This window comes from Burkholderia sp. SR8, assembly GCF_052851275.1.
On the sequence record NZ_JAULUC010000034.1, the window covers coordinates 19,437 to 44,417 of the forward strand.

A 24,981-nucleotide genomic window follows, 5' to 3' on the forward strand; every position below is an offset into this window, starting at 1 on the left:
TATCGCGCGCGCGTCATTACTGCACCTCGACTATTCCGTATGCCTTGACGTTGCTCCCGGGGATCGGCAACGTTGCGCCCCATGCCCGAAGGTGCGCCGATAACCGTTCGAAGTCTTGCGCATCCTTCACGGTGATGCAGCCTTCGCTGCGTCCGAGCGGGCCGTTCGGATGCAGACGGAATGCGCCGCGACGCACACCGTTCACGGTTGTCCAATCGTCAATTGTCCCGTCGGCACGGTACAGCGCAAACCATCTATCGCGGTCGGTTCCATACAAGTTCGCACGTACGAAGTCATAGAGCCATCCCAGGCGCCCGCCCGACTGTCGATCGACGACGTAATACAAGCCTCGGGGCAAAGGACCTGACTTCGGTTTCACGATCGCTTCCGGTTTGTTGCGATCGTCCGGCATTCCGCTGAACGCCGGTACGGGACGGACGCCAACACAGGAAGGGGTGGAAATTGGCCGCCCGTTCAGGACGAAGGTGCATGACGCTGACATGAGGGATCCCGCAGTTGATTTGGACGGAACGTATCAGACGAACCTCGGTCACTCAATTCGGTAGTCCGTCTGGGCACGGCGATCAGGTTGACGTCCTCGGTGAAATCGTCCCCAACTGTTATGGCTACCGCCGGGAAGCGACGGCGTGGGGCAGCCGAAAAATGTTACGGACTGTGCGCGCAATCATGGCCGCTGTCACTCGCGTCAAGTAGGTCAAGCGGTGCTGCTCCACTGCATCGCGTAACACGTGACGATGGCCTCACACTAGATGGGTGTGGCTCGCCACGTCGAACATCCATATCAAACGGGTGAATGTAAAAAATCGGCTGGCAATCCGCCCTACCGCCGCCGATGCTCGACCGCGAACTTGATCAGCTCCGCCTGCCCCTCGATGTCGAGCTTGCGTTTCAGGTTCAGCCGGTGCGTTTCCACCGTGCGCACCGACAGCCCCGTCTGCTGCGCGATCTGCTTGCTCGACAGCCCCTCGGCCAGCGCATCGAGGATGTCGCGTTCGCGCGGCGTCAACCGGTCGAGCGGCGACGCGGTCGCGCTCGCCTGGATCATCCGCGCGGCGAGCCCTTCGCTGAAGAACGTCTGCCCGGCCAGCACCGCGCCGATCGCGCGCACGATCTCGCTGGCCGGCGAATCCTTCAGCAGATAACCGCTCGCGCCGGCGCGCACGGCCTGCGTCACGTACTCGATGTTGTCGTGCATCGACAGCATCAGCACGCGAATCGCCGGAAAGCGCTCGTGGAACACGCCCGCGAGCGTGATGCCGTTCATTCCGTTCATGCCGACGTCCATCAGCGCGAGATCGGGCTCGAGCGACGCGGCGAGCGCAAGCGCCTCCTCGGCATTGCCGGCTTCGCCGACGACGGACAGGTCCGCCGCCTCGAGCCGCATCCGCAGGCCGTCGCGCACCAACGGGTGATCGTCGACGAGCAGCAGTCTGGCAGCGGGCCGGGCGGGGTCGGGGGCGCTCATGGGCAAAGGTCTCCGGTGATGGTGGCGCGCCGTCAGGCGGCGCGCAGCGGCACGCGCGCGGCGACGACGGTGTGGCCGACCTGCGACGTGATCGTCAGCGTGCCGCCGAGCGCATCGAGGCGCTCGCGCATGTTGCGCAGACCGATGCCGCGGCGCGCATCGGTCTGCGTCCGCTCGGCATCGAAGCCGCAGCCGTTGTCGGCGATGGTCAGCGTGACGGCATGCGCGCCGACGTCGAGCGTGACGGCCGCGCGCGACGCCTGCGCATGATGCACGATGTTGCTGAGCGCTTCCTGCGCGATCCGGAACAGCGCCGTGTTGACCGCCGCGGGCAACGGCCGCGCGCCGCTGTGCGCGACCTGCGTATAGCCGATGTCGATGCCGCTTTCCGTGCCGAGTTCGCGCACGAGCTGTTCGAGCGCGGCCGCGAGGCCGAGATCGTCGAGCATCGCCGGGCGCAGCGCATGCGAGATGCGCCTCACTTCGCGCAACGTGTCGCCGAGCCGCCCGACGCCCGACGCGAGCGCCTGCTCGGCTTCGGGCATCCGTGTCGCGCCGCGCTCGAACCGCGCGAGCGCGGATTCGAGCATCAGCTTGGCGGACACCATCATCTGGCTGATCCCGTCATGCAGCTCGCGCGACAGCCGCTCGCGCTCCTGTTCCTGCGATTCGACGACGCGCTGCGCGAGCTGCTTGAGCTTCGCGTCGGCGCTGCGCGACTCGCTGACGTTCAGCACCAGCGCGCAGACGGCGATCGCCGCGGCGCCCGTCAGCGCGATCGCGGTGAGCCAGCTCATCGTGCGCTCGATGTTCGCGGACGCGCGCGCATCGATGCGCTGCAGCGCGGTGTCGACGTCGTCGAGATAGATGCCGGTGCCGACCATCCAGCCCCAGCGTTCGAGCGCGACGACGTAGCCGAGCTTCGGCGCGGCCTTGCCCGTCGACGGCCGCTGCCACGTGTAGCGCACGTACCCGCCGCCGTGGGACGCGGCGCCGATCAGCTGCTGGATCGTCAGCGCACCCTGCGGGTCGCGCATCGACCAGAAGTTGTGGCCGACGCGCTCGGGCTCGCGCGGATGCATCAGCGCGTTGCCGTGCAGGTCGTAGACGAAGAAATAGCCGTCGGGGCCGAAATCCATCTTCTGCAGCATCGCGAGCGCCTGCGTGCGCAGCATCCCGTCGTCGCGCGCGTTGCCGCCGCTCGCGTCGTACAGCGGCATGATCGCGCTCGTCGCGAGCTCGACGTAATGCTTCAGCTCGACTTCCTTGCTCGACAGGTACGCGGCCTGGATCGTCGCGTGCTGCGTGCGCGCGAGCGACGTCGCCTGCTGGCGCACGCCGAAGCCGATGCCGGCGATCGCGAGCAGGAACGGCACGATGGCCAGAAGGAAAATCTTTGCCTTGAGTCTCATGGTGATCGGAAGCGTGCGCCGCCGCGGCGGGCGGGCGTCGCCGAGCGCGCGGCGCGGCGAGCCGACATTGTCGGCGATTTTGCCCGCAGGCGGCGGGATGGCGGAAGACCCGCCGGTGTTCACGCGCGCCGCGGCTCGCGCCCGGCGGCGCGCGGCGCCGTCTGCACGACGACCTGGTTGCGCCCGCGCTCCTTCGCGCGGTACAGCGCGTCGTCGGCGAATTTCAGCGCGGCCTGGATGCTGTCGTCGCGCTCCGGATAGCAGGTCGTCACGCCGATGCTCGCGGTGAGACGCCCGGCCGTGCCCGTGTCGTGCCGGATGCCGAGATCGAGGATGCCGCTGCGGATCGCCTCGGCGATCGTCACGGCGCCGTCCGTATCGACGTTGGGCAGCACGACGACGAACTCCTCGCCGCCGTAGCGCGCCGCATAGTCGGCCGGCCGCCGCAGGCAGCCGGCGATGCAGCGCGCGACCGCGGCGAGCGCGTCGTCGCCGGCCTGGTGGCCTTGCGTGTCGTTGTAGCGCTTGAAGTGGTCGACGTCGACGAACAGCAGCGACAGCGCGTGCTGCGAGCGCGCGGCGCGACGCCATTCGCGCGCGAGCGTGACGTCGAGCATCCGGCGGTTGTCGAGGCCGGTGAGGCCGTCGGTGCGCGCGAGCGCCTCGAGCTCGGTTTCCGCGCGGTGGCGCTTGCGCAGCTGCACGTCGAGCAGCAGCGACAGGCCGACGAAGCCGAGCGCAAGCACGGCCATCGCCGAGCCGATCGGGATCGCGCGGTCGTACCACGCGGCGTAGGTATCGGCTTCCGAGCGCGCGACCATGATGATCAGCGGCAGGTGCTCGAGATGTCGGAACACGTACAGGCGCCGCACGCCGTCGATCGACGCGGTATCCGCGAAGCTGCCTTCGCGGGCGGTCATGAACTGCCGGAACGTGCTCGCCTTGCTGATGTTGCGGCCGACGATCGCGGGATCGTACGGCTGGCGCGCGAGCATCAGGCCCTTCGTGTTGATCAGCGCCATCGAACCGCGATCGCCGAGCGCGAGGCGCGAGAACAGGTCCTGGAAATATTCGAGCCGGATCGACATCACCGCGACGCCGCCGAACGACCCGTCGGGCCGCGTGATCCGCCGGCTGAGCGCGATGCTGGGCGACCCGCCGCGCAAGCGCGAACGGTATGGATCGCTGACGTACAGGCCGACGTCCGGGTGATCGCGGTGCACGGTGAAGTACGGTTCGTTGCCGAAATTGGCCTTGCGCGGCACGTCGCTCTTGCCGTCGACCGCGATGTCGCCGTTCGCGTCGAGCACGTAGATGCCGCCGAGGTATTTGGCCGTCGTCGCGCGATCGAACAGCACCTGGCGACGCAGCGGCATCGGCAACGCGGTGACCGCCGGATCGTTCTCGCCTTCGACGACCGCCTGCAGCGACAGCGCATACAGCTCGATATTGCGTTCGATGTCCCACGACGCCATCAGCGCGATGTTCTGCTGCGTGATGCGCGCGCGATCGCGCGCGTCGATGCGGGCCTCGTACAGCACGATGCCGCACAGGAGCAGCAGGAGCAGACCGATCAGCAGCCCGGAATAAAAGATCAGGTGCGGCAGCAGGAGCCGGCGCAACTGAGCGGCGACGCGGCCCGTCGGACCGGATTCGCTGGGCATTGCGTAGTCGGTTTCTGCCATGGTCGGTGAAGCGAGCGGCACCGCCGCCAGCACGCGGCTCGATGCAATTGTTCGTATGATTGGCGCGTGGCGATCCGGTACGCGGCCCCCGTGTGTTCTGCCCTGGCGACGATCGTGGTAACGGGCGCCAATTATCGAAAATCGCGGCCGCCCGAACCGGTCGATCTCCCCGTTTTGCCGGCAAGTTTTGCCGCCATTCGACGATCCGGCGCATCGGGCCGCGTGGATGGGTCCGAGTATAACGCGCACATGTGCGGGCGCGAAAAATGTTGCGGGCCGTTGATCCCGATCAAATTACCGGGGCGGCCGCTGCTTGTGAATTGCGCGCGCAACGGTGCGGCGCAAGATGTGCGCCCGCAGCACGCCGCCGCCCGTTCCGCTGCCCGCGCGCTTGCGTGCCTTGACGGGCCGCGCATGCGCAATCCGGACTCGTGCGATACGCACCGGTCGTTCTTGTTGGCGTCCGCGTCAATCCGCACAGGAAAAACGGACGGCCGCGAGGGCCGTCCGTTTCGTGAAACCGCATGCGGGCAAGCGCGCCCGCCGACGCTTACGCGCCGTGCTGCTGCGCCTTGAACGCGAGCCGGAACCGATGCAGCAGCGGCTCGGTATAGCCGCTCGGCTGCGACGTGCCCTGCAGCGCCAGCGCGCACGCGGCCTTGAACGCGGTCGACTGGTCGTAGCCAGGCGCCATCGGCCGATAGTTCGGATCGCCGGCGTTCTGCTGGTCGACGACGCGCGCCATCCGCTTGAACACGTCTAGCACGAATGCTTCGGTGATCACGCCGTGGCGCAGCCAGTTCGCGATGTGCTGGCTCGAGATCCGCAGCGTCGCGCGGTCTTCCATCAGGCCGACGTCGTGGATGTCGGGCACCTTCGAGCAGCCGACGCCCTGTTCGACCCAGCGCACGACGTAGCCGAGGATGCCCTGCGCGTTGTTCTCGACTTCGCTGAGGATCTCGGCCTCGCTCCACGCGGCGCGCTCGACGACCGGCACGGTCAGCAGCCCTTCGAGCAGCGCGTCGCGCTCGCTCGCGTACGGCGTCTTCTCGAGTTCCTGCTGGACGGCCTGCACGTCGACGAGATGGTAGTGCAGCGCGTGCAACGTCGCGGCGGTCGGCGACGGCACCCACGCGGTGTTCGCGCCGGCGCGCGGATGTGCGATCTTCTGCTCGAGCATCGCATGCATCAGGTCCGGCATCGCCCACATGCCCTTGCCGATCTGTGCGCGGCCGCGCAGGCCGGCCGACAGGCCCGCGAGCACGTTGTTGCGCTCGTACGCTTGGATCCACGCCGACGACTTCATGTCGCCCTTGCGGATCATCGGGCCCGCTTCCATCGCGGTGTGCATCTCGTCGCCGGTGCGATCGAGGAAGCCGGTGTTGATGAACGCGACGCGCGCGGCGGCGGCCGCGATGCACGCGGCGAGGTTCACGCTGGTGCGGCGCTCCTCGTCCATGATGCCCATCTTCAGCGTGTTGCGCGGCAGGCCGTACAGATCCTCGATGCGCGCGAACAGCGTGTCGGCGAACGCGACTTCGGCCGGGCCGTGCATCTTCGGCTTCACGATGTAGATCGACCCCGTGCGCGAGTTGCGCTTCGCCTTCAGGTCGTGCAGCGCGCACAGCGTCGTGACGACGCCGTCGAGGATCCCTTCCGGAATCTCGTTGCCGTCGCGATCGAGCACCGCGCCGTTGGTCATCAGGTGGCCGACGTTGCGCACGAACAGCAGCGAGCGGCCGTGCAGCGACAGCGTGCCGCCGGCCGGCGTCGTGTATTCGCGATCGGCGTTCAGGCGGCGCGTGAAGGTCTTGCCGCCCTTCGCGACTTCCTCGACCAGCGTGCCCTGCATCAGGCCGAGCCAGTTGCGGTAGAGCTGGACCTTGTCGTCGGCGTCGACCGCCGCGACCGAATCCTCGCAGTCGATGATCGTGCTGACCGCGGCTTCGAGCACGACGTCCTTCACGTTCGCGAGATCGGCGCGGCCGATCGGCGTCGATGCGTCGATCTGGATCTCGACGTGCAGGCCGTTGTGCTTCAGCAGGATCGCGGACGGTGCGTCGGCCGAACCCTGATAGCCGACGAATTGCGCGGGCTGCGCGAGGTGCACGACGCCCTTGCCGGTTTCGACGGCGAGCTGGCCGCCTTGCACGCGGTAGCGCAGCGCATCGCGGTGCGAGCCGCTCGCGAGCGGCGCCGCGTTGTCGAGCACGCCGCGCGCGTAATCGATCACGCGCTGGCCGCGCGTCGGGTTGTAGGCCGACGTGCGCTCCGCGCCGCCGTCTTCCGGCAGCGCATCGGTGCCGTACAGCGCGTCGTACAGGCTGCCCCAGCGCGCGTTCGCGGCGTTCAGCGCGTAGCGCGCGTTCGACAGCGGCACGACGAGCTGCGGGCCGGCCTGCGTCGCGATCTCGCTGTCGACGTTCGCGGTGGCTGCCGCGACGTTCGACGGGACCGGCACGAGGTAGCCGATCTTTTCGAGGAACGCGCGATACGCGGCGTGGTCGCGCACCGGGCCGGGGTTTGCGCGGTGCCATGCGTCGAGTTCCAGTTGCAGGCGGTCGCGTTCCGCGAGCAGTTCGCGGTTGCGCGGCGCGAGGTCGTGCACCAGGGCCGAGAAACCGCTCCAGAACGCGGCCTTGTCGATACCGGTGCCCGGCAGTGCTTCGTTTTCAATGAACTGGCTCAGCGCTGGCGCGACTTGCAGTCCTGCTTGGTCGATCATCGTGATTCCTCCCGGGGAATGAAAAACGCGCGCGCGTTGGCAAGCCCGTTATTAGCGTGAACAGGCCCTATGCCACGACGCTTTGTGTACCGGCGCGGGCGATCTGCGCGTCCTGTTCGGACTTTACGCCAGACACACCGATCGCGCCCGCAATGCGGCCGTCCACCGCGACCGGCACGCCGCCTTCGAGCAGGCCCGTCAGCGGCACGCTCAGAAACGCGGTGCGGCCACTGTTGATCATATCCTCATACGCCTTCGTCTCGCGGCGGCCGAGCGCCGCCGCGCGCGCCTTGTCCTGCGCGATATGGGCGCTCGCCGCCGACGCGCCGTCTAGGCGCGCGAACGCGAGCAGGTGGCCGCCGTCGTCAACGATGGCGATCGACACGGCCCAGCCATGACGTTCGGCTTCCGCGCGGGCGGCGGCGAGCATGCGCTCGACGTCGGCGAGTTCGAGTTCGGGTTTGGTCTTCATGGGGTTCTCCGGAATCAGCGTCGGTTGACGAGTCGGTTGTCGACGAGCTCGATCCAGTGGCGCACGGGCGTGCGGCCCGCGCCGTTCAGGTGAGTCTGGCAGCCGATGTTGGCCGTGACAATCAGGTCGGGGCCGGCGGCTTCGAGCGCATCGAGCTTGTTGTCGCGCAATTTCGTCGCGAGTTCGGGCTGCGTCAGCGAATAGGTGCCGGCCGAGCCGCAGCACAGGTGGCCGTCGGCGACATTCGTCAGATCGAAGCCGAGCCGCGTCAGGATGCCTTCCACCGCGCCGCCGAGCCGCTGCGCATGCTGCAGCGTGCACGGACAATGGACCGCGACGCGGCGCGGCGTCGCATCGGCCAGCGCGTCGAGCGGTTCGGCCGCGATCGCTTCGGCGAGGTCGCGCGCGAGCAGGCTCACGCGTCGTGCCTTGTCCGCATACGCGGGGTCGGAGCGCAACAGGTCGCCGTATTCCTTCACGAACGCGCCGCAGCCGCTCGCCGTCAGCACGATCGCTTCCGCGCCGGCCTCGAGCGCCGGCCACCACGCATCGATGTTGCGGCGCGCGCGGGCGAGCCCGGCATCCTGCGCGTTCAGGTGATATTCGGTCGCGCCGCAGCAGCCGGCCTCGCGCGCCGGCGTCACGCTGATGCCGAGCCGGTCGAGCACGCGCGCGGCGGCCGCGTTCGTGTTCGGCGACAGCGACGGCTGCACGCAGCCTTCGAGCATCAGCACGCGGCGCGCATGGCGCACCGGCGGGCGCGGCGCGGCCGCGGGCACGGCGGCCGGGATCTTGTCCTGCAGCGTGCCGGGGAGCAGCGGACGCAGTGCGCGGCCGGCCTTCAGCAGCGCGGCGAACGTCGCCGGGCGCGGCACGACGTGACGCAGGCCCGCGCGCAACACGCGCTCGCGCGCCGGACGCCGCACGCGCTTCTCGGCTTCCGCGCGGCCGATGTCGAGCAGCGTGTGATAGCGCACGCCGGACGGGCACGTGGTCTCGCAGTTGCGACAGGTCAGGCAGCGGTCGAGATGCTGCTGCGTGCGCTCGCCGCACGGCTCGCCTTCGAGCATCTGCTTGATCAGGTAGATGCGCCCGCGCGGCCCGTCGAGCTCGTTGCCGAGCACTTGATAGGTCGGGCAGGTCGCGTTGCAGAAGCCGCAGTGCACGCACGCGCGCAGGATCGCTTCCGCTTCGTCGGCCCGGTCGAGGGCCTTGCTTGCTTCGCTGAGATTGGTTTGCATCGGCGGTTCGAAGTCGGGTTGGCGTCAGACGTCCGCGTACAGGCGGCCGGGATTGAAGATCGCATGCGGATCGAGCCGGGCCTTCAGCTGCCGATGCACGCGCAGCAGCGCCGGCGGCAGCGGCTGGAACGGCTCGGGCGTCGTGCCGGGCGTGAAGCAGGTCGCGTGGCCGCCGCACTGCGCGGCGAAGCGCTGCACGTCGGCCGGCGCCGCGTCGGTCTTCAGCCAGCGCTGCGCGCCGCCCCAGTCGACGAGCTGCGCGCCCGCAAGCGCGTCGAGCGGCGCGAGGGCCGGCACCGACACGCGCCACAGCGGCCGCGGATCGTCGAAGAACGGCAGCGACAGGTCGCGCAGGCGCGCCCAGAAGCCATCGTCGCGAGCGTCCATCCGTTCGCCGCCGATCGCGTCGCGCGCGGCCTTCACCGAACCCTCGCCGCCTTCGAGCCGCACGCGCAGCACGCCGTCCGCATGGCACGCGCCGGCCAGCGGCAGGCCGGCGCGGCGCCATGCGGCGACGCGTTGCACGGCTTCGCCGGCCGCGAGCGGCAACGCGAGGTCTTCGGTCGCGCGCGGCTTCGGCAGCACCTTCAGCGATACCTCGGTCACGATGCCGAGGCAGCCGAAACTGCCGGCGAGCAGCCGCGACACGTCGTAGCCGGCGACGTTCTTCATCACTTCGCCGCCGAAACGCAGATGTTTCGCATGGCCGGTGATCACGCGGCAGCCGAGCACGAAGTCGCGCACCGCGCCGGCCCACGGGCGGCGCGGGCCCGACAGCCCAGCCGCGAACATCCCGCCGACGGTGGCCGCGCCGCCGAACGTCGGCGGCTCGCACGGCAGCATCTGGCCGGCCGCGTCGAGCACCGCATCGAGTTCGGCGAGCGGCGTGCCCGCACGCGCGGTGATCACGAGTTCGGTCGGATCGTACGCGACGATGCCGCGGTGCGTGCGCACGTCGAGCGAGCGGCCGTCGACCGCGCGGCCGACGAACGCCTTCGTGCCCGCGCCGCGGATCTGCAGCGGCTGGCGATCGCGGAGCGCGGCGTCCACTTGCGCGATGAGCGCCGCGCTGTCGTCGATCGATTCGAGTTCGGGGTCGCGTCGCATCAGAAGCGCTCCAGTTCGGGAAACGGCAGCTTGCCGTGATGGACATGCATCGCGCCGAATTCGGCGCAGCGGTGCAGCGTCGGAATGTTCTTGCCGGGATTGAGCAGCCGCTGCGGATCGAACGCGGCCTTCACCGCATGGAAGAACGTGATTTCGTCGGCGTTGAACTGCACGCACATCTGGTTGATCTTCTCGCGGCCGACGCCGTGTTCGCCGGTGATGCTGCCGCCCACCGCGACGCACAGCTCGAGGATCCTGCCGCCGAGCGCTTCGGCGCGGTCGAGCTCGCCGGGACGGTTCGCGTCGAACAGGATCAGCGGATGCATGTTGCCGTCGCCCGCATGGAACACGTTCGCGACCGGCAGCGCGTATTCGGCGGACAGTGCCGCGATCCCTTCGAGCACGCGCGGCAGCTCGCGGCGCGGGATCGTGCCGTCCATGCAGTAGTAGTCGGGCGACATGCGGCCGACCGCCGGGAACGCATTCTTGCGGCCGGCCCAGAAGCGCTGCCGCTCGGCCTCGTCGCACGCGACGCGGATCTCCGACGCGCCGGCATCGCGCAGCAGCGCGGCGACGCGTTCGGCATCTTCGTCGACATCGCTTGCCGCACCGTCGAGTTCGCACAGCAGGATCGCCTGCGCATCGACCGGGTAGCCTGCATGGATGAAGTCCTCGGCCGCGCGGATCGCCAGGTTGTCCATCATCTCGAGCCCGCCGGGGATCACGCCCGCGCCGATGATCCGCGCGACCGCCGCGCCGGCTTCGGCGACGTCGTCGAAGCTCGCCATCAGCACCTTCACGCTCGGCGGCAACGGCCGCAGCTTCACCGTCACTTCGGTGACGATCCCGAGCATGCCTTCGGAGCCGGTGAAGAGCGCGAGCAGGTCGAAGCCCGGGGCGTCGAGCGCGTCGGCGCCGAGCGTCAGCGTGTCGCCGTCGATCGTCAGGATCTCGACCTTCAGGATGTTGTGCACCGTCAGCCCGTATTTCAGGCAATGCACGCCGCCCGCGTTTTCGGCGACGTTGCCGCCGATCGAGCACGCGATCTGCGACGACGGATCGGGCGCGTAGTAGAGGCCGTACGGCGCCGCGGCCTGCGAGATCGCGAGATTGCGCACGCCGGGCTGCACGCGCGCGATGCCGGCATCGGCGTCGATCTCGAGAATCCGGTTGAACTTCGCCATCACGAGCAGGATGCCCTTCTCGAGCGGCATCGCGCCGCCGGACAGCCCGGTGCCCGCGCCGCGCGCGACGACCGGCACCTGGTGCGCGGCCGCGACGCGCAGCACCGCGCGCACCTGCTCGACCGTGTCGGGCAGCACGACCGCGAGCGGCACCGTGCGGTACGCGGCGAGGCCGTCGCATTCGAACGGCTTCAGCGCCTCGCGCTCGTGCAGCACGTCGAGGCCGGGTGCCGCCGCATTCAGCGCGGCGACCAGGGTGGCGCGGTCGACGGTCGCCAGCGGGCCGTCGATCCGTTCGTCGTAGGTGAAACTCATCGTGTGTCTCCGTCTCCACCATGCAGGCGGCCACGCGATGCGCGGCGCGCCGGATGGACGGCATTCTTGGCGGGCGGCCGATGCGTGTCCAGACGTCGCGGGCGTGGTCATACCAGTTTTTCGAAGCGCGGCCGGCGAGGGGCTTCAGTGACAATGGAAAACCCAATCCGTACAAGGGTTCGTGCGAAAATCGGCGATATTCGTCCGGAGTGGTCATACCAGTATGGAATTGCAGGATCGACAAGCGCCGGCGCGCAATGTCGCCGATGTCGTCGCCGAGCGGATCGAGCAGCTGATCGTCGACGGCGTGTTGAAGGCCGGACAGGCGCTGCCGTCCGAACGGCGGCTCACCGAGAAGCTCGGCGTGTCGCGCACCGCGGTGCGCGAAGGAATGAAACTGCTGCGCGCGCGCGGCATCATCGACACGACGCACGGCAAGGGCTCGTTCGTCGCGAGCCTGACCCCGCACCGCGAAGTCTCGCCGATGATGCATCTGCTCGGCTCGCAGCCGCGCACGCTGTACGACCTGTTCGAGGTACGCGGCATGCTCGAGACGGAAGCCGCGCGGCTCGCCGCGCTGCGCGGCACGCCGGCCGACTTCATCCTGATCAAGCGCCGCTACGACGAGATGACGGCGGCCGACGCGCAGGATCTCGACCCGGCCGCGCGCGCGAAGCTCGATCATGCGTTCCATCTCGCGATCTGCGAGGCGTCGCACAATCCGGTGCTCGTCAACACGCTGCAGTCGCTGACCGATCTGCTGCTCAGTTCCGTGTTCGCGTCGGTGAACAACCTGTATCACCGCGAGCCGCTGAAGAAGCAGATCGACCGCCAGCACGCGCGGCTGTACAACGCGGTGACGGGGCGGCTGCCCGACCAGGCGCGCAAGGCCGCGAGCGAACATATCCGGCAGTGCGTCGAGTATCTGCGCGAGATCGAAGCCGAGGAGCAGCGGCTCGTGCGCTCGACGCTGCGACTCGAGGGATGGAACTGATTCGAACCGGGTGCGCCGGCGCAGCCGTCGCCCGCGTGACGCGCATCAAGCAACCGGCGCCGGCGATGCGGGCTGACGGCCAAATATGTCACAATGTGAGCTATTCGATGCGCGGCCCGATACGACCCGTTTTGCCGTTGCGCGATGCGCACGATGGCGGTCGACCGTGACGCGCCGCCGATCCTTGAAGGAGGACGCTGCATGTCGATTCCGATGCGTGGCGACGGGCCCGAAGCCCGCGCCGTCCAGATTCTGCATCGCCCCGTCTGCGACTTGCTCGGCTGTGCCTGGCCGATCGTGCTCGCGGGAATGGGCGGCGTCGCGCGGGCCGAACTGGCGAGCGCCGTGAGCGCAGCCGGCGGGTTCGGTTTTCTCGGGATGGTGCGCGAGCCGGTCGCGCTGATCCGGCGCGAAGTCGGGCAGGTGCGCGCGGCCACCGAGCGGCCGTTCGGCGTGAACCTGATCCCCGCGTCGACGCCGCCCGAGCTGCTCGATGCGCAGCTCGACGCGTGCATCGAACTGCGGGTGCCGGTCGTCGCGCTGTTCTGGGACGTGATGCCGGGTGTCGTCCGGCGCCTGCGCGACGCGGGCGTGCGCGTCGTGCATCAGGTCGGTTCGCTCGACGATGCGCGCGCGGCCGAGGCGGCCGGCGCGCAGGCGCTGATCGTTCAGGGGCACGAGGCCGGCGGCCATGTGCGCGGCGATCGGCCGCTGGCCGAGTTGCTGCCGCAGGTGGTCCGCGCGACGCGGTTGCCGGTACTGGCTGCGGGCGGGATCGTCGACGGCGCGGACGTAGCCGCCGCGATGGCGCTCGGCGCGCAGGGCGCGGTGATGGGCACTGCGTTCATCGCGACGCACGAGTCGTTCGCGCATGCGTATCACCGGCAGCGGATCGTCGATGCGCGCGAAGGCGACACGCTGCTGACCGACATCTTTCACATCAACTGGCCGCGCGGCGCGCGGGTGCGCGTGCTGCCGTCGAGCGTGACGCGCGGCGAGCGCGGCGATCCGTTCGGCGGCGAGCGCACCGTGATCGGCGACGAGGAAGGGCGGCCGATCTATCTGTTCAGCACCGATTCGCCGCTGCGCACGATGACCGGCGATTTCGAGGCGATGGCGCTGTATGCGGGCACGGGCGCGGGGCGGATCGGTAAGATCGAGTCGGCCGCAGACGTGCTGCGCCGGATCGTGCTCGATGCGGCGGCGATCGTCGAGAAGCACGCGGTGGCGCCTGCTGCACGGGTGACGGATGAGCAGCGTACGGCGTTGCTCGCAGCGCTCGACGAGCTGCTGGAGGCCGAGCGTGCAGGCGCACGCGTGGCGTCGGAAACGGCGGCCGAAGTCAGCGACGATCCCGAGTTGCATCGGCTGATCGCACATATCCGGCAGGACGAGGCGCACTGGTGCAGCGTGCTGGTCGACGCGATCCGCACGCTCGGCGCGACGCCGACGCGCGCGACCGGCGCATTCTATGAAAAGGCGATGGCGATCGACGCTCTGGCCGAGCGGATGGCGTTCCTGAATCGCGGCCAGCGCTGGGTCGTGCGCAAGCTGCAGGCGCTGCTGCCGACGCTCGCCGATCCCGATATGCATCATGCGCTGTCGCTGATGCTGGTCGCGCACGAGAAGAACATCGGCGCGGTCGATGTGCGGTTGAGGGAGAAGGGGGCGGGCGGCGGGTGACGATGTGCGAGCGCGACGGCGGCACGGTGTGACGGAACCGCGGCGATTCGCGCGCGCTTTGCGCCGTTCACGCTCGCGCGATCGCTCGCCTCTGCACAAGTTGCCTGTGGGTAACGTGCAGCGCAACCCGCAGAGAAAAGGCTCGTCGGCGCAGCATGTCGACCGGAGCGGCCGCCGGGAGAAAAACGCCGTCGAACTGCGTGAGCGGCACTTCCGTGATGGCGGCCTGGAGCATCAGGATCGTCTCCATGCCGCCGCCCATCGCGCGTTCAGTCGAACGGCACGGCAAGCCGGTCGATCACCGAACTGGTTTGCGGACGCACACCGCGCCACCACGCGAACGCTTCGGCCGCCTGCTCGACCAGCATGCCGACCCCATCCGCGATCCCGTGCACGCCCGCATTTCTCGCGAGCCGCAGGAACGGCGTGAGGCGCTTGCCGTAAGCGAGTTCGTAGGCTGTGCCGTGCGGACTGAACACGCTCGGCGGCACGGGCGGCAGGTTGCCGGTCAGGCTCGCCGACGTCGCATTGACCACCAGGTCGAAACGCCCCATTCGAGCGAGGTCCGCATAGCCGGCCGCAACGAGCGAACCGCCTCTGCCGGATTGCGACACCTGCGCGACCAGTGCGCGCGCCTTGTCGACGTCGCGATTCGCGATGACGAGTTCGGCCGGCCGCGCGTCGAGGAACGGCAGCAGCGCACCGCGCGCCGCACCGCCGGCGCCGAGCAGCAACACGCGCTTGCCGGCCATCGGCAGGCGCAGGTTGACTTCGATATCGCGAACCAGCCCGATTCCGTCGAAGTTGTCGGCTTCGATGCGGCCGCCGTCGAACTTCAGTGCATTGGCCGCGCCCGCCAGCTTCGCACGCTCGCTTCGTTCGTCGGCCATCGCGAACGCGTCGAGCTTGAACGGCGCGGTGACGTTGATTCCTTTGCCGCCGCTTTCGAAGAACCCGCGCACCACGTCGGCGAACGCGCCCGCCGGCTCGAGCGGCCCTTCGATGGCCGTGTAGCTGAGGTCCTGCTGCGTCTGTTGCGCGAACAGCCCGTGAATCAGCGGGGATTTCGTGTGCCCGATCGGATTGCCGATCACCGCGTACTGGTCAGTCATCGTTGGCTCGCATGTGAATAGAGGACGCCATCGGCCAGCAGCGCATCGATCTCGGCCGAATCGAACCCGAGGGATTGCGCGACTTCCGCGTTGTGCTGCCCGAGATCGGGCGCGACGTCGCGAATCGTCGTATCGCAATCGGAAAACCGGAACGGAAGGTTGGGCAGGCGAAGCGTCCCGTAGCGCGGATGCTGTTGCTCGACGACCATGCCGCGTGCCTGGATCTGCGGATCGGCCAGCACCTCGTCGATGCGCTGCACCTTCGCGCACGGAACGTCGATGCCGTCCAGCAGGTCGAGCACCGATGCGACCGAGCGGGCGGCCACCCACGGCTCGACCACCGCCAGGATTGCCGCGCGATGCGCGTTACGCCCGACGCTGTCGTGAAAGCGCGTGTCGGTGCCGAAGTCCGCCGGTCCGCCATGCGCGGCAATCATCGCAGCGAAACGCTTCCACGCGTCGTCGACCTGTGCCGCGATCACGAGATCGCCGTCCGCCGCGCGGAACACGCCGTACAGCGTCGAAGTCGGCATGTCGTGCCCGGTCTGCTCCGGCAGCACACCCTGCAGCGTGTAGCACTGCACCGCGTATTCGTGCATCGAGACCAGCGTGTCGTACAGCGCCATGTCGATGTGTTGCCCGCGGCCGCTTTTCACGCGGCCCAGCAGCGCGGCGTTGATGGCCGCGACCGCATGAATGCCGGTGTACATGTCGCCGAGCGAAATGCGCAGCAGCGGCGGCCGCTCGCCCGGCGTGCCGACCATCTGCATGATGCCGCTCTTCGCTTCCGCGATCAGCCCGAAGCCGGCCCGATGCGCATCGGGGCCGGTATGCCCGTACGCCGAAATCGAGCAGTAGACGAGCCCCGGATTGCGTGCCGACAGCTCCGCATAGCCGAGGCCGAGCTTGTCCAGCGCGCCGGGCCGGTAGTTTTCGATGAATACGTCGGCGGAGTCGCACAGCCGCTGCATGAACGCCTTGCCGCGCGCGTCCTTCATGTTCACGCTCACGCCGCGCTTGCCCATGTTGAGCTGCAGGAAATAGCCGCTTTGCTGGTCGTCGAGCACGGTCGCATGCTGGCGCCCGGCGTCGCCGGTGCCGGGACGCTCGACCTTGATCACGTCGGCGCCGAGTGCCGCGAGACAGCGCCCGACGTACGGACCGGCGAGGAAGTGGCTGTAGTCGACGACGCGGATGCCTTCGAGGGGGCGGGCCTGCATCACTGTGCTCCCGGGCGGCGCGGCACCATCAGCCGATGTTCGCCGCGTTGAACGACCTGCCCATCCTGATTGACGAGTTCCGACGGCAGCACGACGATGCCCCATTCGGGGCGGCTCTTGCTTGCGCGCATCGAGCCGACGCGGAATTCCACGTGCAGCACGTCGCCGACCTTGATCGGCAGCAGGAAATCCCAGGTCCAGCCGAGCGACATGCCCGGCAGGAACCGGTAGTCGCTCTGCGTCTTCAGGCCGTCGGCAATCGACAGCCCGAACAGTCCGTGCGCGACGAGGCAGCCGAAATGGCTGGCGTTCGCGTATTCCTCGTCGACGTGGACCGGCGTATGGTCGCCGGTGAGTTCCGCGTACGCGAGGATGCGCTCCTTCGTCACGATGTAATCAGGGCTGGTGCACGTGTCGCCCTCGCGGGCGTCGTCCCAGTATTTTTCGACGATCGTCATGGTCACGCCTCCGCGCGCGGGTTGATCGACAGCGCCTGTGCAACGCACGACGCGGGCCGGGCTTGAATCAGTTCGACGGCAAGGCCGTCCGGCAGCCGGATCCAGTTGCGCCCTTGCGGCATTTCCGTCACGCCGAAGCGCCGTGCGGCGGCCAGCGCGGCCTCCAGGTCTTCGCACATCACGCCGAGATGCGCGAGCCGGCCTTCCGGGCCGTCATGTTCCGGCGCGTGGATGAACTGCAGGCCGCCGAGCGTCCAGTACTGCCGCGGCGCGTCGAGCGTGCCGTCCACTTCGCGCATCGTCATGCCGAGCACTTCCTCGAAGAAACCGATGTGCCAACGGATGTCTTTCACCCAGATCGCAACGTGTTCCAGATAGGCCTTTGGCGTATTCATGCGGAAGCCTCCTCGCGCCGGCGATCGGCCATCGCGCGTTCGAGCCCCTTGATCGCTGCGACGAGCGTGGCATTGACCGGGGTCGGCACGCCGTAGCGCTGTCCGTAGCGCACGACCGAGCCGTTGATGAAGTCGATTTCGGTGATCGAGCCTTTCTCCAGGCTCTGCAGCATCGACGTCTTGAAGGCCGCGGGCAGCCCTTCGGCGGCGAGCGTCCACGCCTGTTCGGGATCGGTCATCGACAGCTTCACGCCCGCTGCCTGCGCCGCCGCGATCGCCTCGGCAACCGCCGCGAGCGACGTGGCCTTCAACAGCGGCTCGTCGTAGAGCTGGCCGTAAGTGAGGCCGGTGATGCCGGTCAGCGCGCCCGTCGCGACGTTCACCAGCAGCTTGTCCCACATCGTGCCGACGATGTTGTCGCTGATCGTCGTGGCGAGGCCGGCGGACTCGAACGCGTCGGCGATCGCCTGTACCCGCGGCGTGATGCGGCCGTCGAGTTCGCCGATGTACGTGTACTTGCCGACCACGCCCGACTCGATGTGGCCCGCGCCGCGCCGCACGCCGCCGACGTAGGTCTTGCCGGCGAGCACGCGCTCGCGGCCGACGACGTCGGCCAGGATGTCCTCGTGGCCGAGGCCGTTCTGCAGCGACAGCACGACGGTATCTGGCCCCACGAGCGACAAGGCGCCGCGGATGGCCGCGTCGGTGTGGAACGATTTGACGAGCACGATGACGAGATCGGCCACGCCGACGTCGGCGGCCTGCGTCGTCGGATGGACGCGCACGTACCGGGCGCCGCTGGCGTCGTCGACGCGCAGGCCGTCACGGCGCATCGCATCGACGTGCGCGGGCGAACGGTCGATCAGCCAGGTTTCGTGACCGCCTTCAGTGAGGGTGGCACCGATTGCACAGCCCAGTGCGCCGGCACCCAGAATCGCAATTTTCAACGGCTTCTCCTTGACGTATGGCGGTACGATAGGAGCCGCCGCTCATGCTGCCAATGCAATGGATACAATGACGTCATTGCAATGGACAATAATGCTGCGATGCCCGCCGACCTGCCCGACCTGAAGCTGCTGCAGCTCTTCGATCTTCTGTACGAAGTGCGCAGCGTCACGCGCGTGGCCGAGCAACTCGGCCAGAGCCAGCCGACGATCAGCATCTGGCTCCGCCGCTTGCGCGAACATCTTCACGATCCGCTCTTCATCCGGACGCCCGGCGGCATGGCGCCGACCCCGCAGGCGGACGCACTGATCGGACCGTGCCGCGAGATCCTCGAATCGCTGCGGCGCTTCGCCGCGTGGGAGATCGCATTCGATCCGGCGACGGCCCAGCGGCGCTTTCGCATCTGCATGACCGACGCGAGTCACATCACGCTGCTGCCGCGGCTGTTGGCGCATGTCCGCGCGCAGGCGCCCGGCGTTCGGCTGGAGGCTGCACGCATCGACGGCAACACGGAACGCTCGCTCGAATCCGGCGAGGCCGATCTCGCGATCGGCTATGTGCCGTGGCTGGGTGGCGGCATTTATCAGCAGAAACTGTATGACCAGGACTGGGTATGCCTGGCCAATCGGCATCACCCGAGGATTCGCGGTCGCCTGGGGCCGAAACAGTATCGTTCGGAAGGACATGTCGCGATTACGGCGGGAACGGGCGCGCAACTCCTCGAACAGGCGCTGCGGCAGGCGCGTATCGAGCGCGACGTGGTGCTGGAGCTGCCGGGCTTTCTCGGCCTCGGGGCGATCATCCAGAGCACCGACCTGATCACGACGCTGCCGCGCCATATTGGCGAGACACTCGCTCAGGCCAGCGATCTGGCGGTTCATGCGTGCCCGATCGCGGTCGACGGATTCGCGGTACGGCAGCATTGGCATGCGCGATATCACCATGAGGCGGGCAATCGCTGGCTGCGTGGTCTCGTGATTCAATTGTTCGGCGCGTCGCATTGACGGGCGGCGGCGGCCTTTCGCACCCTACGGCGGCGCAATGCGGGATCACGGAAGCGAAGCGCGCGAGCGTCGACGCCATGCGGTGCGCCCGACCCGCCAACCGCTAGAATTGCGGTTTTAGCCCGGAATACGCCCATGTCCTTTGCCTCGCTTGGCCTGATCGAGCCGTTGCAGCGCAATCTGCAGGATCTCAATTACCAGACACCTACGCCGGTGCAGGCCAAGGCGATTCCCGCCGTGCTCGGCGGCAAGGACGTGATGGCCGCCGCGCAGACGGGCACCGGCAAGACCGCCGGTTTCGCGCTGCCGCTGCTGCAACGGCTGGTGCAGCACGGGCCGGCGGTGTCCAGCAACCGCGCGCGCGTTCTGGTGCTGGTGCCCACGCGCGAGCTGGCCGAGCAGGTGCTGCAAAGCTTCGTCGCATACGGCAAGGGGCTCGATCTGCGGTTCCTGGCCGCGTACGGCGGCGTGAGCATCAATCCGCAGATGATGAAGCTGCGCAAAGGCGTCGACGTGCTCGTCGCCACGCCGGGCCGTTTGCTGGATCTCAATCGCCAGAACGCGGTGCAGTTCGATCAGGTGCAGACGCTGGTGCTCGACGAGGCCGACCGCATGCTCGATCTCGGCTTCGCGCGCGAGCTCAACGCCGTCTTTGCCGCGTTGCCCGCGCAGCGCCAGACGCTGTTGTTCTCCGCCACGTTCACCGACGACATCCGCGCGATGGCGGCGAGCATCCTGCGCAAGCCGGTCGATATCAGCGTCAGCCCGCCCAACGCGACGGCCAGCAAGATCAAGCAGTGGGTGGTGCCGGTAGACAAGCGGAACAAGCCGGATCTCTTCATGCACCTGGTGCGCGAGAACAACTGGGAACACGCGCTGGTGTTCGTGAAGACCCGCGCCGGCGTGGACTATCTCGCTGCGATGTTGCACGACGCCGGCTATGCGGTCGACACGATCCACGGCGACAAGCCGCAGCCTGCGCGGCTGCGTACGCTGGAGCGCTTCAAGGCCGGCGACGTGCAGATGCTGGTTGCCACCGACGTAGCGGCGCGCGGGCTCGATATCGACGACCTGCCGCTGGTGATCAACGTCGACCTGCCGATCGTCGCGCAGGATTACGTGCACCGTATCGGCCGCACCGGCCGCGCGGGCGCGAGCGGTGTGGCGGTGTCGCTCGTGTGTGCGGACGAAGCGCCGCAACTGGCCGCGATCGAGGCGCTGATCCGGCAGACGCTGCGCCGCGAAGAGGAACCGGGTTTCGAAGCCGAACATCGCGTGCCGGAAACCAGCGCGACCGGGCAGATCATCAAGAAACCGAAAAAGCCGAAGAAACCGAAAGTGCCGCAGGCTGCGCCGGTCGCGAGGCCGATGCCGGGCAAAAAACCGGGTTCGCAGGCAGGCCAGAACAAGCGCAAGCCGGCGGCGCAGCGGGCCGCGGCGCCGGGCCACGCGGCGGGCGGAGCGAGCGGGGCCAGTGCAGCGAGCGTGATCATCGGCAGCCCGTTCAGCGTGCAGAAGCCGCGCGGCAAATCGGGCGGCAAGCCTGCGGGCAAGCCGGGTTCGGGTCCGGGTCCGGGCAAGCCGGCCGGGAAGCACGCCAAACCCGCAGGTGCCCGCGGCAAAGGCCGGCCCTGATTCCGGTCGATGTGACTGCAACCCCGACAATTTGGCCGGCGGGGTTGCGTACAAAATCGTGGCAGCTAGACTGGAAGTTCCCCATGCAAACCATGGAGGGACACATGGCAACCATCTATGTCGTGAAGACCGGCGAGCAGTTCCTCTGCACAGGCGAGGATGGCGATATCGGCATGGCACCCGTGATCGAGGACGCCGCGTCCTTTCTGTCCTACGAGGAAGCGATCAAGGTGGCGAACCAGCACGCCGACCCCGGATTCGAAATCCTGACCGTCGATATCACGTGCCGTTGACGTCGCGCTGGGTGCTCCGTGCTCCGTGCTCCGTGCTCCGTGTTCCGTGTTCGGTGAGAGCGCCGGCGCGCGATCTTCCTCGCTGGATATGCGGTACGGCGCCTCGCCTCGCGTGGTGCGTTGGCCGGCGTTGCGATTCGGCCAACGCCTGCCGGTTGCCGCAATAACCCGATAGCGGCGTTCTCACCATGGTATCCGCGGGTAATGCGCGTCTATCGTCAACGACCGAACGAACGTCGGGATCAAGTTGTCGAGGAGGTAACTGCCTCGTTGCGGGATTGAGTGGAAACGAGCTGGTTTTTGACCGGGCGAAGGCGTGACCGTGCGCTTCGAGCGGGTAACCGACATCCTCCTTCCGCAAAAAAAAAGCCCGCCGAAGCGGGCAACCTCTCGATGAAGAGGAGGGAGATCCCACCGCGCGACCCGCGCCGCGCGCTCAACCCTTCGTCGCGCCGAACGTCAGCCCCGCGACGAAATGCTTCTGCATCGCGAAGAACATCGCGACCGACGGAAGCGCGGCGAGAATCGACCCGGCCGAAACGAGATTCCACGACGTCGTCCATTGCCCCTTCAACGCCGCCACGCCGGCCGTAATCGGCGCAGCCTCGTCGCCTTGCGTCAGACACAGCGCCCAGAAGTAATCGTTCCATACGAACGTAAACACGAGAATCGCGAGCGCAGCCAGCGCAGGCCGGATCAACGGCAACACGATCCGCCAGAACACCGTCCACTCGCCCGCGCCTTCGATTCGCGCGGCCTCGATCAGCTCGAACGGCAGCTGCTTGATGAAGTTGCGCAGAAACAGCGTGCAGAATCCCGTCTGAAACGCGACATGAAACAGGATCAGCGCCTCGACCGTATTGAACACGCCGAGCCGGAGCGACAGATCCCGCACAGGAATCATCAGCACCTGCACCGGCACGAAGTTCCCCGCGACGAACGTGCCGAACAACGCGGTATTGCCGCGAAACCGGTAAGTCGCGAGCGCGAACCCGGCCATCGCGGCAAGCGCGATCGACCCCAGCACCGACGGCACCGTGATCTGCACGCTGTTCCAGAAGTAATGCAGCATCGGCGACGTGGTCAGCGCGTCGCGATAGTTCTCGATCATCGAGAAGTGCCGCGGCCAGCCCCAGTAGTGACCTTCGACCAGCTCCTCGGTCGAACGCACCGACGTGACGAACACCGCGATCATCGGCAGCAGCCAGATCACGAGCGCGACGGGCAGCGACAGCTTGTACAGCCGGCGCGATACCGGCTTCCAGTGGGCAACGGGTGTCGGAAACATGATGAGTGAACTCCCGCAAGATCACTGCTCGTTGCGCAGCATGCGGCGCAACTGGAACACGATGTAGACGAGCATGATCGCGAACAGCACGACCGCGATCGACGCGGAATAGCCGAGCCGGTAATACTTGATCGCCTGGTCGTACATGTAATACGCGAGCACGGTCGAGCTCTCGAACGGGCCGCCGCCCGTCATCACCGAAATCAGGTCGAAGCTGCGCAACGCGCCGATCACCGTGACGACGATCGCCATGAACGTGGTCGGCCGCAGTTGCGGCAGCACGACGTGCCACAGCAGCGCGAAGCCGCGCGCGCCTTCCATCCGCGCCGCTTCGATCTGCTCGGGATTCACCGACGTGAGGCCGGTCAGGTACAGGATCATGCAGTACGCGGTCTGCGGCCACAGCGCGGCGAACACGATGCCGAACGTCGCGTAGCGCGCATCGCCGAGCACCGGAATCCCGTGCCCGGCGATCAGCGCGAGCAGCCCGAAGGTCGGGTCGTAGAACCACGAGAAGATCAGCCCGACGACCACGCCGGACAGCACGAACGGCGCGAAGAACAGCGACTTCACGAGCCGGATGCCGGCCACCGCCTGGTTCAGGTACAGCGCAAGCGCGAGGCCGAGCGGCGGCGCGAGCATGAACAGCGCGAGCCAGATCACGTTGTTGCGCAGCGCGGTGTAGAACGTCGGCGCTTGCAGCAGCTCGGCGTAGTTCGCGAGACCGACGAACGTGCGCTCGGTCATCCCGTCCCAGTTGCAGAGGCTCAGCCACAGCGTCGACAGGATCGGCCAGATCACATAGACGGCAACCATGGCGCACGCCGGCGCGAGGAAGAGCCACGCGGCGCGACGCTGCCGCCGCACGGCCGGCGACGGACGGCGCGCGGACAGCGTGGATCGTGCGGCGGGCGAGCTGCGGCCCGGCGGTCCGGCGGCCGGGCCGGCAGGCGTTTCGACGGGTCTGGACGTGATCGGACTGGACACGGCAAGCCTCCTGGGCGGACGCGGCGGCCCTCGGCCGCCGCAGGGGTCACGCGGTTACTTCTTGTAGATCCGCTTGCGGGTCTGCTCGAGCTGCGCGAGCACGGTATCGAGCTGCGCGGGATTCGCGACGAACTGCTGCATCCCCTTCATCCCTTCGTCGGCCATTTCCTTCGTCATGTCGCGGTCGTAGAACTGCGCGACGCCGCCCTTCGTATCGGCCAGGATCCGGAAGCCGATCCGCGAGATCGGATCGGCCGGCTCCGGCGACTTGCTGTTGGCCGACAGCGAGCCAAGCCCTTCCGCGAGCTTCGCGCCGATCTCGGGCGTTTCGACGAACGCGAGGAACGTATGCGCGTCGGCCTTGTTCTTCGCCCTGGTCGGGATGTGCAGCGACTCGACCGGGCCGTCCTCGGCGGTCGGCACCTTCGGGTCGATGATCGGGAAGCGGTAGTAGCCCATCTCCTGCTTCACGTTCGGCGGAAAGCCGGCTGCGATGAAGGTGCCCATCAGCATCATCGCGGCCTTGCCCTGGAACAGGAACGGCTGCGCGCCGTCGAGATCGTAGGACAGCGCGTTGTCGATGAAGTAGCCCGAGTCGATCAGCGATTTCCACGTCGTGTAGACCTTCTTCACGCGCGGGTCGGTGTACGGCACGTCGCCCGCCATCAGCTGCTGGTGGAACGCGTTGCCGTTCAGGCGCAGGTCGAGATAGTCGAACCAGCCGGCGAGCGTCCACGCATCGCGGCCGCCGACCGCGATCGGCGTGATGCCGGCCGCCTTCAGCTTCCTGCACGCATCGAGAAACTGGTCCCACGTCTTCGGCTCGTCGGCGATGCCGACCTTGCCGAACAGGTCCTTGCGGTAGAAGAGGCCCCACGAGTAGTAGACGGTCGGCGCCGCGTACTGCTTGCCGTTGTACGACGACGCGCTGCGCGTCGACGCGTACATCGCGTCCCAGCCGTTCTTCGCCCAGTCGCCGCTCAGGTCCTCGAACAGCCCGCGCCGCGCGTAGTACGCCATCCGCTCGCCCGCGTGCCAGTTCACGACGTCCGGCGCGACGGTCGTGAGCCACGCGGGCAGCTGCACCTTGTACGCTTCCTCGTCGACGAAGGTCGGCTTCACGTCGATGTCGGGATGGGCCTTGTGGAACGCCTCGATCGTCGACTGCCACACGGCGCGCTGACTGGCGCCCTTGAACGCGATGTTGATCGTCAGCGTGCCCGCGTCGGCCGGCGCCGCGGCGCCGAACGAAGCGAACGCAACGGCGGCGGCGGTCGCCAGCCGGGCGGCGACGCGAAGGGGGCGATGTGTCATGTGTGTCTCCATTCCTGTGTGTCGTT

23 protein-coding genes are annotated in these 24,981 nt (G+C 68.0%); 5 read left to right on the plus strand and 18 right to left on the minus strand.

The genetic code is table 11. The annotated features are described in order from the left end of the window. Positions 1-16: 16 nt before the first annotated feature. The 9 genes from Q3A80_RS29015 to glcD form a co-directional block, all read right to left on the minus strand. Complete coding sequence (locus tag Q3A80_RS29015; RefSeq protein ID WP_446332240.1) at positions 17-502, minus strand: DUF2778 domain-containing protein; 486 nt, start codon at positions 500-502, stop codon at positions 17-19. Between the two features lie 339 nt (positions 503-841). Next, entirely contained in the window at positions 842-1,486 is a 645-nt protein-coding gene (locus tag Q3A80_RS29020; RefSeq protein WP_446332241.1) for a response regulator, read from the minus strand. A 32-nt stretch (positions 1,487-1,518) separates the two neighbouring features. Next, the gene (locus Q3A80_RS29025) at positions 1,519-2,898 is read right to left on the minus strand and encodes a cache domain-containing protein (protein WP_446332242.1); all 1,380 of its coding nucleotides are present in this window, start codon (positions 2,896-2,898) and stop codon (positions 1,519-1,521) included. A 119-nt stretch (positions 2,899-3,017) separates the two neighbouring features. Continuing rightward, a complete protein-coding gene (locus tag Q3A80_RS29030; RefSeq protein ID WP_446332243.1) occupies positions 3,018-4,583 on the minus strand; it encodes a sensor domain-containing diguanylate cyclase in 1,566 nt (521 codons plus the stop codon). A 550-nt stretch (positions 4,584-5,133) separates the two neighbouring features. Next, positions 5,134-7,308: a malate synthase G gene (locus Q3A80_RS29035; RefSeq protein WP_446332244.1), complete on the minus strand. Its 2,175-nt coding sequence runs from the start codon at positions 7,306-7,308 to the stop codon at positions 5,134-5,136. A 67-nt stretch (positions 7,309-7,375) separates the two neighbouring features. Next, complete coding sequence (locus tag Q3A80_RS29040) at positions 7,376-7,780, minus strand: GlcG/HbpS family heme-binding protein (protein ID WP_446332245.1); 405 nt, start codon at positions 7,778-7,780, stop codon at positions 7,376-7,378. A gap of 14 nt (positions 7,781-7,794) precedes the next feature. Beyond that, positions 7,795-9,021 carry a glycolate oxidase subunit GlcF gene (gene glcF / locus Q3A80_RS29045; protein WP_446332246.1) on the minus strand — a complete coding sequence of 409 codons (1,227 nt, stop codon included), beginning with the start codon at positions 9,019-9,021 and terminating at the stop codon, positions 7,795-7,797. A gap of 24 nt (positions 9,022-9,045) precedes the next feature. After that, positions 9,046-10,128, minus strand: a complete 1,083-nt coding sequence (gene glcE / locus Q3A80_RS29050) for a glycolate oxidase subunit GlcE (RefSeq protein WP_446332247.1) — start codon at positions 10,126-10,128, stop codon at positions 9,046-9,048. After that, positions 10,128-11,627 carry a glycolate oxidase subunit GlcD gene (glcD, locus tag Q3A80_RS29055; protein ID WP_446332248.1) on the minus strand — a complete coding sequence of 500 codons (1,500 nt, stop codon included), beginning with the start codon at positions 11,625-11,627 and terminating at the stop codon, positions 10,128-10,130. The genes glcE and glcD overlap by 1 nt, the downstream gene beginning before the upstream one ends. A 223-nt stretch (positions 11,628-11,850) precedes the next feature. On the opposite strand from glcD, the gene glcC reads away from it, so the two are divergent. Together glcC and Q3A80_RS29065 are read left to right on the plus strand one after the other, a co-directional pair. Then, positions 11,851-12,621 (plus strand): transcriptional regulator GlcC, encoded by a 771-nt coding sequence (gene glcC, locus Q3A80_RS29060; protein ID WP_446332249.1) that lies wholly within the window; start codon positions 11,851-11,853, stop codon positions 12,619-12,621. A 201-nt stretch (positions 12,622-12,822) separates the two neighbouring features. Then, a complete protein-coding gene (locus Q3A80_RS29065; protein ID WP_446332250.1) occupies positions 12,823-14,304 on the plus strand; it encodes a nitronate monooxygenase in 1,482 nt (493 codons plus the stop codon). A 67-nt stretch (positions 14,305-14,371) separates the two neighbouring features. Here Q3A80_RS29065 and Q3A80_RS29070 read toward each other — a convergent pair whose 3' ends face one another. The 6 genes from Q3A80_RS29070 to Q3A80_RS29095 are packed head-to-tail and all read right to left on the minus strand — an operon-like array spanning position 14,372 to position 18,436. Further along, positions 14,372-14,554: a hypothetical protein gene (locus tag Q3A80_RS29070; RefSeq protein WP_446332251.1), complete on the minus strand. Its 183-nt coding sequence runs from the start codon at positions 14,552-14,554 to the stop codon at positions 14,372-14,374. Between the two features lie 19 nt (positions 14,555-14,573). Next, the gene (aroE, locus tag Q3A80_RS29075) at positions 14,574-15,416 is read right to left on the minus strand and encodes a shikimate dehydrogenase (protein ID WP_446332252.1); all 843 of its coding nucleotides are present in this window, start codon (positions 15,414-15,416) and stop codon (positions 14,574-14,576) included. Beyond that, on the minus strand, positions 15,413-16,636 hold the full coding sequence (locus Q3A80_RS29080; RefSeq protein WP_446332253.1) for a CaiB/BaiF CoA transferase family protein: 1,224 nt from the start codon (positions 16,634-16,636) through the stop codon (positions 15,413-15,415). The genes aroE and Q3A80_RS29080 overlap by 4 nt, the downstream gene beginning before the upstream one ends. Then, positions 16,636-17,094: a MaoC family dehydratase gene (locus tag Q3A80_RS29085; protein WP_446332254.1), complete on the minus strand. Its 459-nt coding sequence runs from the start codon at positions 17,092-17,094 to the stop codon at positions 16,636-16,638. Before Q3A80_RS29085 ends, Q3A80_RS29080 begins: the two co-directional genes overlap by 1 nt. A 2-nt stretch (positions 17,095-17,096) precedes the next feature. Beyond that, entirely contained in the window at positions 17,097-17,489 is a 393-nt protein-coding gene (locus Q3A80_RS29090) for a VOC family protein (RefSeq protein WP_446332255.1), read from the minus strand. Continuing rightward, on the minus strand, positions 17,486-18,436 hold the full coding sequence (locus tag Q3A80_RS29095) for a ketopantoate reductase family protein (RefSeq protein WP_446332256.1): 951 nt from the start codon (positions 18,434-18,436) through the stop codon (positions 17,486-17,488). Before Q3A80_RS29095 ends, Q3A80_RS29090 begins: the two co-directional genes overlap by 4 nt. 81 nt (positions 18,437-18,517) lie before the next feature. Between Q3A80_RS29095 and Q3A80_RS29100 the strand changes: the two genes are divergently transcribed. The 3 genes from Q3A80_RS29100 to Q3A80_RS29110 all read left to right on the plus strand — a co-directional run bounded on the left by Q3A80_RS29100 (position 18,518) and on the right by Q3A80_RS29110 (position 21,366). Beyond that, positions 18,518-19,438 (plus strand): LysR family transcriptional regulator, encoded by a 921-nt coding sequence (locus tag Q3A80_RS29100; RefSeq protein WP_446332269.1) that lies wholly within the window; start codon positions 18,518-18,520, stop codon positions 19,436-19,438. A gap of 135 nt (positions 19,439-19,573) precedes the next feature. Further along, a complete protein-coding gene (locus Q3A80_RS29105; RefSeq protein WP_446332257.1) occupies positions 19,574-21,073 on the plus strand; it encodes a DEAD/DEAH box helicase in 1,500 nt (499 codons plus the stop codon). A gap of 104 nt (positions 21,074-21,177) precedes the next feature. Further along, on the plus strand, positions 21,178-21,366 hold the full coding sequence (locus tag Q3A80_RS29110; protein ID WP_446332258.1) for a hypothetical protein: 189 nt from the start codon (positions 21,178-21,180) through the stop codon (positions 21,364-21,366). Positions 21,367-21,802: 436 nt separating this feature from the next. On the opposite strand, the gene Q3A80_RS29115 is transcribed toward Q3A80_RS29110, so the two are convergent. The 3 genes from Q3A80_RS29115 to Q3A80_RS29125 are packed head-to-tail and all read right to left on the minus strand — an operon-like array spanning position 21,803 to position 24,955. After that, a complete protein-coding gene (locus Q3A80_RS29115; RefSeq protein WP_057925490.1) occupies positions 21,803-22,654 on the minus strand; it encodes a carbohydrate ABC transporter permease in 852 nt (283 codons plus the stop codon). A 21-nt stretch (positions 22,655-22,675) separates the two neighbouring features. Next, on the minus strand, positions 22,676-23,641 hold the full coding sequence (locus Q3A80_RS29120) for a carbohydrate ABC transporter permease (RefSeq protein WP_446332259.1): 966 nt from the start codon (positions 23,639-23,641) through the stop codon (positions 22,676-22,678). 54 nt (positions 23,642-23,695) lie between these two features. Beyond that, the gene (locus Q3A80_RS29125; protein ID WP_446332260.1) at positions 23,696-24,955 is read right to left on the minus strand and encodes an ABC transporter substrate-binding protein; all 1,260 of its coding nucleotides are present in this window, start codon (positions 24,953-24,955) and stop codon (positions 23,696-23,698) included. Between the last annotated feature and the right edge of the window lie 26 nt (positions 24,956-24,981).